This window comes from Syntrophales bacterium (genome assembly GCA_030655775.1).
GTDB lineage: Bacteria > Desulfobacterota > Syntrophia > Syntrophales > JADFWA01 > JAUSPI01.
Window position 1 is genome coordinate 32,512 of sequence record JAUSPI010000080.1, and the last position, 13,185, is coordinate 45,696.

Genomic DNA, 13,185 nt, shown 5'->3' on the forward strand with positions numbered 1-13,185 from the left:
CGAATGTTATCCTCTCAACAGGATTGATTTTAAACGCCTTTCAAATTCAGTCCAGGCGGTTTCGTAGTCTTTTTCACGGTCGCAGCGGTCGAAGGGGGCTTCGTAGGTGATGGTGCGTTCACGGGGGCCGCCGGGGAGGGTGTCGTCTATGATTGTTCGTTCCACTTTGCCGGATTTCATGTCATTGATTTCGTTCCATTCGGGTCGGGAGAAACCAACTCCTGTCAATCCCTTGCTGCAGGTGAAGACGATGCGGCCGTTCCGGTCGTACCAGGTGTCGTTCTCGTTCTGCCTAAGGACGGGGAACTGGACACGGTAGATGGTTTTGAGTTCGTCCAGTGTCAAACCGAGTGCCATGGATGCCAGGACGTCGATTTCCACGAGGGCCTGACGCCGGGCATAATCGGTGCGGAGGGCGCAGTTGCGGTTCCAATCGGGGGTCAGATTTGAAAAGTGGCTGTCGGGAAGACGGGGGTCCAATTTGGTCCAGAGATCGGTTTTGAAGGAATCGTTCCAGGATTCTTGCCAGAGGTCAGAATAAAAAGCGGTAAGGGCATTCATTAATAGAGACCTCAGAGAAATATACATATTGTACTCAGGAACTGGAATAGCTTTAATCAAGCCTGGAATAGCGCCACGCCCAGTTGTTTTAACAAAAAAATCAAAGGGCAAACTTGCAAAAAACCCTGCTTGAGAGACAAGTGTTGAATAATCTTTGAATGAAAGACTTAAGCAGGTCATAATATGGTAAACATTTTTGGGCATAATTGCCGAAACCAATGTCCTTTCACCAGACTGAGACAGCATAAATCTTGATACAAGCCTGTAAAACTCCGTCACCGGCTTCTTTTCCCCCCACGGCACTCGCGGCGTGCGCCGCAGGTACTCGGCGGGATCGCAGTCAGGCATATAATTGGTGCGGGGCAGATAATCATAGGGAAGTTCGGTGAGATCTATAAGATTGTAAGCACGATGAGTTTCACAAATTACTTTAGGTGTTTGATAAAAGGGGTTCCCCACATAAAAATGCGGTCCCGACAGTATCCAGTCACCGGCGGAATCGGGAAAGCGTGTCTCGCGACGTATGGTGCCGTCTTTTTTGACGGCATTAGTCTCATCCCAAATTATTGTTGAGTAGTATTCACCTTTCAGGTCGTCCAACCGCTTCGTCTGTGCGGCAATTTTTTGCAGGACGCTGATCAATTGACGGGAATGAAGGGCTGGCAAGCGTGCTTGCAGAGACGGTGTTTCAGAATCATCATACAGATTCGCAAATAATGCCAGTTCCTTATCAGTAACCTGCACGATGCGCTGAACATGACCCTTAATGTTCCATTTATCATTTACATCCTTAATTTCTGGTACTGCCCCCCCACCACCATTATCAAAACAAGCAACTACCGTTGAGGGGGTAAAAAGATTTGCAATATTTGAAAAATTTACAGTTTCAGTCGGAACTGCTTCATAAATATTGATACTGAACTTATTTCTGTTGCCAATAGGAAAAAGTTTGAACTCATTCTGGAATTGAAAATGCGCTCTCAATCTTGGATACATCGCCTCTCGAAATTCTCCCCCCTTAGGATCATCATATATACCTTCCGGATGTAGAAAACCGGAAACTCCTTTTTTGCACCCAACCATCCACGCCTGGGGTAGGAAGCATCTGTACAGGTTTGTTTGTACACCCTTCAGAAGCGGGTAGTTTTGAATGGCATTAAGAAAGTTCTGTGTTCCCTCCGCCTCCTCGAAGGCGGCGAGATATTCGCTTCTTAAGTCGTATTTTCCGAGTGTTTCCTCGCGCAGAATGGCAAGCTGAGAGGCCATGAATTTTCTAATCGCGAAAAGAGGCTCCGCGTCGCCCATGATTCCGGATTCTTCCCATTCCACCTTGATCCACGGAGGATTCCCCAGGACCAGATCGAAGCCGCCCCTGTCGGCGAAGATATCGGCATACTCAAGCTCCCAGTGGAGGAAACGGTGGCTTTCGGCAAGTTCCCGTACCAGGGAGAGGCGTGGAAGCTCGCGGCTGAGTTTGTCCACATCGACAAAGCCGAATTTGTCCACCAGCTCCAGGGCCGTCTGCCGTGGCATGGTATCGGGGAACATCGATATTTGCTCGCCTTCTGACGGTGTTGTATCGTAGATATTCCCTTCCAAGATGAGGGAAAGTTCCAGCAGGAATTCCTCACGTGTCGGAAGAAGATCTGCTTTTTCAATAGGCCAGAACCAGAGGGCGCACCAGTAGTCCATGACAAGTTTCAGGCGGCGGTACGGACTGGAGCTTGAAATATTCTGTGAGAGGATCTCTTGCTTATACTTACGGTCTTTCCATTCGATAGCGGAGGGATTTCTTTTCTTCTCCGGTTTTGACTGTCCGAAAAGGGTCAACTGGTCGCTCGTTTCCGCACGAACGATGCGCTGATGATCTGTATGACGTTTCCAGAGCCTGTCAACGGCGGCGGACATCTTTTTCAATTGTCGAACATCCCCCTCGGAAAAGGTCTTTGCAAAGTTTTTGTGCCACTCCATTATCTTCTTTATTTCATCCTTGGCCATCTGACGGATTACCTTGTCTTTGTAATCCGCCATTCCCTTATCCGGCAGAAGGAAATGATAGACGGTGTTTTCCGGTCTTTCTTCAACCGAGGTGACCCGTTCTGGCACTTCATCCAACCAGATGGAATCATTCTTTTGCACCCGACGTAACAAGCTTGAAGCATAAACCTGCCGGCGTGCCCCGATGAGTGAATTGCCCGTGACAAGCTGCATGCCGAACCAGGGCACATATGCCCCTTCATGGATGGTGTTCAGCCAGAGGGACACCTCTGCAAGCTCCACCGCCACCGGGTTGAGGTCCACACCGAAAACATTATTGTCGGCAAGGCACATCTTTACCTTTTGTTTTTCCCGGGTGTAGCTTTCATGGGGGATGGTTTCACCGGTTTCTTCCTGCTTGAGACGAAGATAGGCCTCTGCGAGCTGGTTTACTGCTTCGTTTAGGAAGGCGGCACTCCCCATGGCCGGCTCACAGACGGTCAGTTGAAGTATATCATCGGCGGTCTTGTCCCTGAGCAGTTCCTTCAGGGCATATTTCACGAGGCATTGTGTCAGGACTTCCGGCGTGTAATAAGAGGCCGATTTCTCCCGGTCACGACCGGCCAGGCGGTAAATAAATGTTCCCCTCGTGTATTTTTTCAATGTCCCGTCGTCGTTGAAGACTTTTTCGTCTTCCCTGTACTTGGAAAGGTCTTCCGCCTTTACAAAGTATGCGGTTTCCAGCTCGTTATATTTTTCTCCCGATTTTTTTACCTCGTAAAGATCAGTTTCGGCGAAAAAGCCCTGATATGAGAGGAGCGCTTCATAGACGGCGCCGAGCTGGTTGATGCCTAATTGGGCATAGGAAATTCTACCCCTTCGCTTGCTGCGGTTTCCCGGCTGTGAAAGAGACATCAGTCTGATTACACGCTGGAGCGTTTCATTTGTAAACTTCACACGGTTCAGGATCGATGTGCGTGCCGGGTCAAAAAGGTGGCTGCTGAGTGGTGTGATTCGGAAGATATGATGTTCCGGGCCTGCGCCGAGGGCAAGCTGCTCATCCTGCTTACCTTTCGTCGGAGGATATCCATCGTAGATCAGCTCGAAAAGAAGCTGGAGGGAATCGTGAATGAATGTTCCGTTTCTCGACTCTTCGGTTGAAAGCTTCACCATCTCCAGGTCGCGCAGTGTTTCGAGGCTGTAACCCGTCCGGTAGGCATCCGACTTCATAGGGGCATAACCAAGTTCCGGCCTTGCCTCTATGTAGAACAAAAAAAGCAGACGATACATATACCGCAGGCACTCTTTCGTCAGCTCTTTGGGATCAATTTTTTCTTCGCCGGAAAAAATGCCTTTTCTCCGTATTTCACGAAGGTAGATTACCGCTTCGTTCCCGAGTAGTTCTATCGCCTCGCGAAGGGCGTATTTCAGATCTTCAGAGACGGCGAAGGCGTGTTTGTGGGAATTTTCATCGAGGGTATCGAGGAGACTCAGGCCTTCCGCGGGGCATACACTTTCCCGGTGAAGAAGCGCCGCCATAGACTGGAGTGTCGAAGTTTCTTTACGTCCCAGGATTTCAGTAAGCTCAAACCGCAACAGGCGCTTTTCGTTCCACTTGCCCCGGTCAATAAGGACAAGCTGGGCGTCGCTTGCGAGCATCACCCAGCGCGGCGGTTCGGACCGTCCAAAGACCTGTTTTGAAATAATATCCTCAAGGGGAACATCGGTTAATTCATTATTGGTTTCTTCATTCTCCGGATACTGACAGTCGAGAATCGAAAGCTCCAGGGGATCAGCATCTTCGCCCGATGGGTCAACGGCCTCGATGATCCACAGCTCCGGCGCCCCGTTGGGTCTTTTGATTTCTCCCGCTATCGGCAAGAAGCTCCCGTTATCCAGCTCCTTTAAGGCTGGTTGAAACTCATAGCCGAGAACAGGCAGCAGCTTTTCCAGAAACTCTCTTTGCAACTGGAGGCGCTCTTCTGTTTTTCGCTCTTTTTCCAACCGGTTTCTCATGGTGAAGAAGTCTTTTGAAAGACCCCGCAGATCGGCATAAGGGGGGCGAGCAGCCTCCTCTTCTTCCCTTTGCTTCCATTTCTTCAAAACATCTTTGAGGTCATTTTCGAGAATGGCGTTCAGGTAGTGGTCTGTATAAAATTCATTGATGTTGCCGATTCCGGTAAAATCAATAGCCATCAGCCCGTCCCTTTCAATACTGCAATGACTTTTATGTAGGGATTGTCTTCCGTCGTCATGGTGCTTTCGATCCAGTCGAAGTACTCGTCAAAGATGCGATCTATCTCCCTGCGTTCTTTCTCCTTGCGGCTTAACTGTCTTGTTTCTTCAAAACGAAGCTCAAGTTGCGCGTACTGTTTTTCGCGGAGGCGCTCCAGCGCATTGAGATGGTCATTCAGTTTTTTGTTGATGTGCTCTTCGAAGATTTTCCGTTTTTCGCTCATCCATGATCGTGCGTGTTCTATCGCCTCGGGAAGGAGTTTTTGCAGTGCCTCTATATCAATGCCGTCGCCCCGGTTTGGGAAAGCTCGTTTTCCCAGACCGGTGCGTTTCAGAATGTCCTCGAAATCCACAATTTCCCGCACATGGCCATTGCTAAAGATCACGCCAAACCAGCAGTGTACCAGAGGATGGCTTTTTTGATTCGGAATGAGACCAGATAATATAAATACCGTTTCCTCGGGTTGCAGCGCGTCCTGAAGTGTAAGAACAGGGGCCTCGTGCCTTCCAAAGGCTGCCAGAATCTTGTCGTTTACCCATTCAAGGACGGGGTTCATCTCCCAGAGATAGTGGATTCGCGGCCATGCCTTTTCATCCTTGCGGCTCCGTTTAATTTCCTCCTGGATGGCGTTTTGATCAGCCGACAGGATGAAGTTACCGTTATCGGGCCATACTTCTTTCGGAAGAAACCTGAACCGATACTTCAGATCCTCGGTTGCGGTCAAATCCATGCGTCGTTCATCGCTGTAAAATTCGGCCTGCATCGGTATAGAATGACGGAGATGTTGGATTGCCGACTGCATATAGGTGAAATCATCGGTGAAGAGGGAGGGCATGCCCTTGCAAACATCCTTTGCTTTTTCTCCGACAGGAGTGTCATCCTTACCCAGGAGCAAAGCCAGCGGGTCGAAGGACTTTGATTCCAGCACTTTCTCATGCTCTTCTCTACTCCGTCCCTCTTCGATGGCCCGTGCGGTGATCTTCTCTTCTTCCTCAATATTGTAAACACCCATCAGAACTGAAGGATCCCCGATGTTTTTCACTGCCTGTTCATCCTTCTCGATCAGCAACTCGAGGATCCTCGTATCGCCTCGAATCTTTGCGTTTTCGCTCTCAGTGACGAGGTAAACGATCTGCGGGGTATTTTCCTGACCGTAGCGGTCGATGCGTCCGTTTCGCTGCTGGAAAACCATAAGCGACCAGGGGATGTCGAAATGGATCATTCTGTGACACAAATAATGAAGGTTTATACCTTCAGATGCCACATCGGAAGCTATCAGAAGCCTGATCGGCGCTTCGTCTTTGCCGAAATCTTCCACAATCCTTTGTTGTTCATGGTCCGGCAGAGTGCCGTGAAGGATTTCTACCTGGTTATCTTTCAGACCCAGATCACCCACAAGATTTTTATGAAGAAATCGAAGCGTTTCAATTCGTTCCGTAAAGATGACAAGCCTGTCACGTGTATCTTTCCCCTTCCATTCGAACCCATGCTTCGGGTCTCTGATTATTTCCAGGAGCTTTTCATATTTACTGAAATCTTCAACGGTGATCTTTTCAACCTGCAGGGACAAATCTTCAAGCGCGTTTATATCATTTTCATAAAGAGGATCTTCCGTTTTCCTCAAACGAGTTATTCTATTATGTATTGTCGAGATACAGGCCGCCGGGCTGGAAAAGAGCGCTTTTTCAAGAGTTGTTTTGAATAGTTCTTCTGCACCTCTTTTCTGATCAAGGCGTGTGAATTTCATATCGACAAAGGTGTCAAAGGCCTCCTCTTCCGCGAGAGAGGCCCGGCAGTGTGCAACACCGATTTCCCTTTTCTTGAATGCCTTTTCAACCTGATTCTGGATATCCTTTTTAAAACGACGGATAAAAAGACCTTTGATGTCTTCCTTGCTGTAATCATCGGGGTTGGCTATTGCCGTGGGGTCCAGCATGTTCATGAGGCTCGCGAAACTTCTTGCCTTACCGTCATGCGGCGTGGCGGAAAGCATGATCAATGTATCGGAACGCTGAGCAAGCAATCTGGCAAGCCGCGCACGCATCGAAGAACTCGTCCCCCGTTCCGCCACATTATGAGCTTCGTCAATGACAATTATGTCCCAGTAGGCATTTTCGAGGTAAGTGCGATACTGGGTATTCTGTTTGAGCGTATCAATGGAAATGATGGCCTTGTCGTAATAATAAAAGGGATTCTGATTTGTCGGTATGTAAGAACGGATGCGTTGTATTCCCAGTGAATCGAGACGGGTAAGGGGTATAGTAAAACGGCTCCACATCTCCTTCTGGAACTGGGTGAGCATGCTTTTCACAGCAATCACGAGGATGCGCTTACCCTTGCCGCGGCGAATCAGTTCACTGAGAAGGACTCCTGCTTCAAGGGTCTTTCCAAGACCCACGGCATCAGCAATCAGGATTCTCTGTCTCGGCTGTTTGAGCGCCTGAATAGCCGGGTCCAACTGAAACGGAACCGCATCCATCGCTGCCCGGTGACCAATATACAGATTTTCGTCGGTTGGCGGAGTCTGGCGGAGCAGGCTTTCTATGTAAAGAACCGATGTCTGGTATGAACTTGATGTATCCAGAACCAGCTTCGTATCGACTGGATCGAGGATTTCGATGGATTTCTCCACCTCGGTCAGAAAGATCGCGTCTTTGTCCCGAACAAGTTCAGATATGCCCACCACATTCAGAGATTGCCCACCGGTCGAAGTCCGATCCACCCGACGCACCAGCCACTCCGCATCGCGAACAAGGATTCTGGCCCCTGGAGCAAAAACATTATCCTGGAAGGTCATCCGGTTCCTTTCGTTCGTAACATCCGAAAAACAAAACCCCGCCTCTGTTTAAGAGAAACGGGGTTTTGATGATTATCTGCCATTTTCAGGAACTTTCTTGTATTTAAGGAAAAAAGATCATGTGTTGTTTAATGCATGGTACCTTCTGTTATTTCGTTAACGCTTTTGTATAATTAATAAAAAAGGGTGGAATGTCAAGGGAATTTAGAATATTAGCGGTTACTTCTTATCTGTGGATACTTTTACATCAATTAAGAAAAGCGTAGCACCTTGATTTGCATTAATAGCTTTTGATCCCCGTTTTTTGATTTTGAAGGTTTCAGGTGGTAATAGTTATTTTTAACATTCAATGATTCTGAGGCTTAGTAGGTGCTATACGTAACAAAAAGGTGATTGAAGTTTAGACTTGTATTGTTCATCATCTATCTGTATTTCCTATTGAATCACAGGAAAGGAGGTAGTGATGGATCAGAAGACCATAGAATCTTGCAGTTTCATTTCGACGAAAGAATCCCTGACGACTTTTGGAAGTATTGATCAACGGGAAGGGATTCACCCACCCAGTGTTTTTGCCAAAATCAACAAAGGAAAATTAGAGAGGCCGTTTTGTCCTGAATTCGAGAATAAGACGAGAGCGCTTCAAAGGGCACTGAATCGTCTTGCAGGATGGGACTTGCCGGGCAAAGAACATGTTGAGGAATATTTTCGGTACATGTATCGGCGGAACTTCAGACCCAAAACGTACGCCAGTAACTTGGTAGCGATTTATATCTTTCTCACCGTTGTCAGGGATTCGGGGAAAACGAGTCTGGAGGAGATCACCAAGAATGACATTGAAGCTTTCATTGAACATGAGCAGGATCGGGGTTTGATGCTATCGACGGTGCGGACGAAACTGCATTGCGTCAATGCCTTTTTGGGTTATGCGATTGACGAAGGCATCGTCAACACGGCTGTTTTGGCAAGAAGGATTCGCCTGAAAAAGCCAGAGACATTGCCACGAGCCATGGATCCGGATGACGTGAAGCACCTACTTTCCATTATTGATCATACGAAAGCCCGGGCCATGGTCACGGTGCTTCTGCGGACGGGGATGAGAATCGGAGAGTTGCTCAACACGAAGATGCAGGATCTTCACCTCAAGGATCGCAGGATTGATATTTACGAGGGGGAGAAGAACCGATTGGGACGGGTTGTGTATCTCAGCGATGATGCGGTCAGTGCTTTGAGGACATGGCTCAACATGAGAGACGCCCATAAAGAGTTCCTCTTTTACGCCCAAGGTAAGACCAGCATGTCCTACAGCACTGCTCGTCAGATGTTTGTAGATTATCTTACGAAAGCGGGCCTTACCTATAAGGGGTACTCCCTTCATGCGCTTCGCCATACCTTTGCCAGTGAGCTTTTAAATGCCGGCATGCGAATCGAATGTCTCCAGCCACTGATGGGGCATACTTCTCTGGATGTAACACGGCGCTATGCAAGGCTCACGGACAAGACCAGGGAGGAAGAGTACTTCAGAGCCATGACGATTATAGAAAGGGGGGAGATTGATGGACATTATCGACGCGATCATCAGATACAGGCGTTTCTTGAAGAGAAGGAACGTCTCACCCAACACTGTTAAGAACTATTTGAACGGCCTGAAACTTTTTGTGATCTGGCTTGATGTGCCGATTGAGGAAACTACACACCGGAAGATTGTTGCGTATATGGATTATCTCCTCGGCAAACGGTTAAAGCCAAAGACGGTAAACTGTTATCTCAACAGTGTATGTCAGTTTTATCACTACCTCTCGGAAGAAGAGGAAGTCCCGATCGTGAACCCTGTCAGGAAACCGAATATCATGAAGCTTCCCCGGGGGCTTCCAAAACATCTCAGAGAAGAGCAAATAGAGCTCCTCTTCAATAATCTGAAAGGGCGCAGGGATCAAGCCATGTTTACGCTCATGCTCCGATGCGGATTACGAGTAGAAGAAGTGGCCCATCTTTTCCTCAGTGATATTGATCTTAAACGCAGGATATTGTTTATTCAGGATGGCAAGGGTGCAAAAGATCGGATTGTCTATATCAGCAATGACGCCCTTGCTGCTCTTCTGGAGTACCTCAGGGTGAGACCTGCAAATAAAGTAAAAAAGGTTTTTCTGGTAGCGAAAGGGCCTCTTACCGGTCAACCTTTATCCATTCGCGGTATACAGAAACGGATGGAATATTATGCCCGCAAAACAGGTTTAAGAATCTCCTGTCACCATCTTCGCCATACGATGGCCACGCAGATGTTGAATGCGGATGCTGGTCTGTCTACCATCCAGGATCTCTTGGGACATAACTCTATCAGGACAACACAACGGTACTGCCGGGTATCAAACCTCAAAGTACAGAGAGATTACTACAAAGCAATGGAGGTGATCATGCAACGAACGGCTGGCAACCCAGATAATCCTTGACGAAAGAACGAAACTATGAAACCTTAAACATAACTCAACATATTAATATCAATAGAGAAAACAGATTATGTTACGTATAGGTAGGTGGCGTTAATAACCGGCGCATTTCATTTTTTCTTCGATCACATCTGCACAGTATGGGTTGAAAGCTGCTACAAAATCGCATCGGTCTTACTTACTGACTTCAATAAATAATGGGTTCTCGGTACAGTCAAGGGTGTTGATAAGTAGGTGAATGCAATGTGTACCTCTAACCCTTCAAAAAGAGTATTTTTAAGATATCGTGTATTATCTTAAAAATACCATTTTCAGGCAAAAATCCAATCAAAAATTAAAAGGCGTGGAGAGCATTTTTCTTAAACCCGAGTCTGGAGTGTGGCAAGCTCTTATCACTTTTTGTTTCCCTATCAACAGTGATGCTATTAAACGAATAGCACTATTCCGATTTTATGTGCCGGATTATCCTTGATTTTTTAATTTTGCCTGCTATATTGTCTGTAATCGAAAAATGGGGTGTTGTACCGCACATTTTGCGGTGTTTGGGTCTTTATACAAGATACATATAAACCCATTGTTAAGCAGAGAAACATTATGACAAATAAATCAATGAAAATGAATGTAATGATATCTGACCACCCAGAGTACGCCAAATACATCGCCAATATAATTACAACTTGGAACTCAACGGAGCATGCACTTGGTTCTGTCTTTGCGATAGTTGTCGGAACTGATCCTTGGCACTCAGGTCGTATTCTTGGCGCTATTGCCAATAGTGGCGCGAAGCTTGCCCTTGTTGAGTCTGCCGGCAAATACACTCTTGAATACAGCCCCCTCCTCGAAGAGTTCAATAATTTAATTGCCGAGCTAAAAACTATTATTAAGTCAAGAAATACTTATGCCCATGGTGTTTACGCCATCGACAACAAAGGGCGCTTGAATATTCTTAGGCAAGGGCGAGACTGGACTAATCAAAAAGGACGAAAACTCCTTAATATGAAACAACTAAAAGACCAATGGCAGAAAAGCATCAAGGCATTCAATAACGTCATTCGTTTCCATAATTTACTTTGTCAAGAGATGCCTCAATCTCCATCTTCCGTATGGCTATATAGATGCCAGACACAAGCTCGTCATTATCAAACCCACACACCAGATCAACAACCTGTGCTGGAGTCGAACGATATAAAGCCATAATTCCGCACTGAATCATCTTAGGAGTATTTTTTATATGTTTATCCAAAGCATCCACCTAACCACAACAATGTTATCAAACAACAAGAAGCGATTCAAAGAATCCAGCAAACCGAGAAACCCGCCCAACCAAAAAATTAAGCCTACCCCAAGAGGCTCGGGCACTTGCCGTCAGGGCGTACCTCGTGGGCAAGTTATCTTCAATGGCAAAACGCTATTTCAGCCTCATTAAGAGTGAGGTTGTCGAAAGAGGAATCCTATGACTAATGAAGCTATTTCTTACACTACGATAATTATTTCTATAGTCGGTGTTGTTTTTGCTTTTTTCGCTGGTTTTTTTAGGCTGTTTCGTCGTAACAAGAATGCTATTATTGAACTACTTAATGAAAGAGTCAGACAACTTGAAAATCCCACAACAGATATCATCACAAAACAGCTTACAGAAAGGTTAGCGGGAGCCCATACGGAAATTGTAAAACTGAAAGAAGAACAGATAAGAACAGATTTTAAAAATACCGCTCTTCAAGAATTAGGGAATATAACTGAGCAAACAATAGGATTACAAAAAAGAATACAAATCCTGCAAAACATAGATCCTATGATTGAAAAAGCATTTTCTTTCCCCGCCACCGCTGTGCCTTCCAAGGATCCACCTACTATAAATGATGATGAAGAAGGAGAATGGGAGCTATCGGTTCGATATATTACAAGTGACTCAAGTGAAAAAGATGTTCAACTGATTTCAGTTGAGGAGGCTAAATACACATTTCATCAGGGAAATGTTAAGATCTTCTTTGATTTTTCGGTTGATTTAAAAAAAGTGCCAAGTGGAAGTGCTCTGGCTATTGGAGGGGTACCATTTAGGATTGATAGTAGGAATGTCTACGAGTTTAAAGTCCGTCAAACTGGACTTAATCATAGTGAGGATTTAACGTTTTCGCCAAGATACGGTGATACCTCGTTTGATTTGTTATATGTTACCGATGGCAGTGAAGGTTCTGTGAGATTCTGGGGCTATATTGCGTATGATGGCGCCCAATAAGTTTTGTGGAATTAGCCTGATCCCTGACAATTAAGGGAAAAGGGCAAATCTGCTCTTAACTCATCATTGTTTGTTCCCATAAATTGCGTACAGGAAATCACATGGTAGACATTAACTTAATAATATCAGCTGCCCTTTCCAGCATTAAAACGGCGACAGAGATCACAAAATTTTTCCGCGAGAATAAAATGTCGATTGAGAAAGCAGAAATAAAGTTTAAGCTATCTGATTTAGTTAGTACTTTGGCAGATGCAAAAATTCAAATTGTTGATGTCCAAGAAGCACTTCAAGAAAAAGACAAACGAATAGCTGAGCTTGAGGAGGCATTTCAATCCAAAGACAAATTGGTCCGCCCTCCTTACTATGATGCCTACTATAAGATTGATGAGAAAGGCGAGCCAATCGGGATTCCGTTGTGTTTGAGTTGCTGGGAAAACCGCCATAAGCAATGTCAGCTAGTGCTTTCTTCAAAAAAGCAACATGTACATGTTTGTACGGCTTGCGACCAGGAATATCTATATCGTAAAACACCAGACATTTAACCTACGCAACGGTAAGAAAACGCGTAATCGTGCAAATGCACTGGGATCCCAAGGGGTTAAGTCTACTTTTAACTTATGTTTTAGCCTCTGATACGGAATTCCGGGGCATTACACTTGATTTTTGACTTAACTGCTAATTTACAAAGTCGCTTTAACCTTAAACCAGTAATCTAATCGTATTTCCAGATATGGATCACATCTCGTAACTTCGCTGTCAATTCTTAAATTGCATACAGCTGCTATAGCTCTGCCTTGGGTTTGGGATCAGTAAGTAAACGAATCGTCAGATAGTGTGCAATAACATACATATACACCGGTATTAAAAAACAGGCGTGTGTCTACAAAATCAGGGGGTGTTTTTACAGTTTTTCGAGTTCGAAGGCTATGTTGGG

7 protein-coding genes are annotated in these 13,185 nt (G+C 46.0%); 5 read left to right on the top strand and 2 right to left on the bottom strand.

Annotated elements, in window-relative coordinates:
* Nucleotides 1-6 precede the first annotated feature (6 nt).
* On the bottom strand, nt 7-4,734 hold the full coding sequence (locus tag Q7J27_04295; GenBank protein ID MDO9528363.1) for a hypothetical protein: 4,728 nt from the start codon (nt 4,732-4,734) through the stop codon (nt 7-9).
* Nucleotides 4,734-7,571 (bottom strand): helicase-related protein, encoded by a 2,838-nt coding sequence (locus Q7J27_04300; GenBank protein ID MDO9528364.1) that lies wholly within the window; start codon nt 7,569-7,571, stop codon nt 4,734-4,736. The genes Q7J27_04295 and Q7J27_04300 overlap by 1 nt, the downstream gene beginning before the upstream one ends.
* Nucleotides 7,572-8,034: 463 nt before the next feature.
* Between Q7J27_04300 and Q7J27_04305 the strand changes: the two genes are divergently transcribed.
* From Q7J27_04305 to Q7J27_04325, 5 genes are all read left to right on the top strand, one after another.
* Nucleotides 8,035-9,198, top strand: coding sequence for a tyrosine-type recombinase/integrase (locus tag Q7J27_04305; protein MDO9528365.1), 1,164 nt, complete (start codon nt 8,035-8,037; stop codon nt 9,196-9,198).
* On the top strand, nt 9,125-10,018 hold the full coding sequence (locus Q7J27_04310; GenBank protein MDO9528366.1) for a tyrosine-type recombinase/integrase: 894 nt from the start codon (nt 9,125-9,127) through the stop codon (nt 10,016-10,018). Before Q7J27_04305 ends, Q7J27_04310 begins: the two co-directional genes overlap by 74 nt.
* Before the next feature lie 591 nt (nt 10,019-10,609).
* Entirely contained in the window at nt 10,610-11,212 is a 603-nt protein-coding gene (locus Q7J27_04315; protein MDO9528367.1) for a hypothetical protein, read from the top strand.
* A gap of 256 nt (nt 11,213-11,468) precedes the next feature.
* A complete protein-coding gene (locus Q7J27_04320) occupies nt 11,469-12,251 on the top strand; it encodes a hypothetical protein (GenBank protein MDO9528368.1) in 783 nt (260 codons plus the stop codon).
* A gap of 101 nt (nt 12,252-12,352) precedes the next feature.
* Nucleotides 12,353-12,793: a hypothetical protein gene (locus Q7J27_04325; protein ID MDO9528369.1), complete on the top strand. Its 441-nt coding sequence runs from the start codon at nt 12,353-12,355 to the stop codon at nt 12,791-12,793.
* Nucleotides 12,794-13,185 lie beyond the last annotated feature (392 nt).

Excerpts from the sequence above, each read along its gene's own strand:
- Q7J27_04325 (MDO9528369.1), top strand. The coding sequence starts at position 12,353 with ATGGTAGACATTAACTTAATAATATCAGCTGCCCTTTCCAGCATTAAA.
- Q7J27_04305 (MDO9528365.1), top strand. The coding sequence starts at position 8,035 with ATGGATCAGAAGACCATAGAATCTTGCAGTTTCATTTCGACGAAAGAA.
- Q7J27_04310 (MDO9528366.1), top strand. The coding sequence starts at position 9,125 with ATGGACATTATCGACGCGATCATCAGATACAGGCGTTTCTTGAAGAGA.
- Q7J27_04295 (MDO9528363.1), bottom strand. The coding sequence starts at position 4,734 with ATGGCTATTGATTTTACCGGAATCGGCAACATCAATGAATTTTATACA.
- Q7J27_04315 (MDO9528367.1), top strand. The coding sequence starts at position 10,610 with ATGACAAATAAATCAATGAAAATGAATGTAATGATATCTGACCACCCA.
- Q7J27_04320 (MDO9528368.1), top strand. The coding sequence starts at position 11,469 with ATGACTAATGAAGCTATTTCTTACACTACGATAATTATTTCTATAGTC.
- Q7J27_04300 (MDO9528364.1), bottom strand. The coding sequence starts at position 7,571 with ATGACCTTCCAGGATAATGTTTTTGCTCCAGGGGCCAGAATCCTTGTT.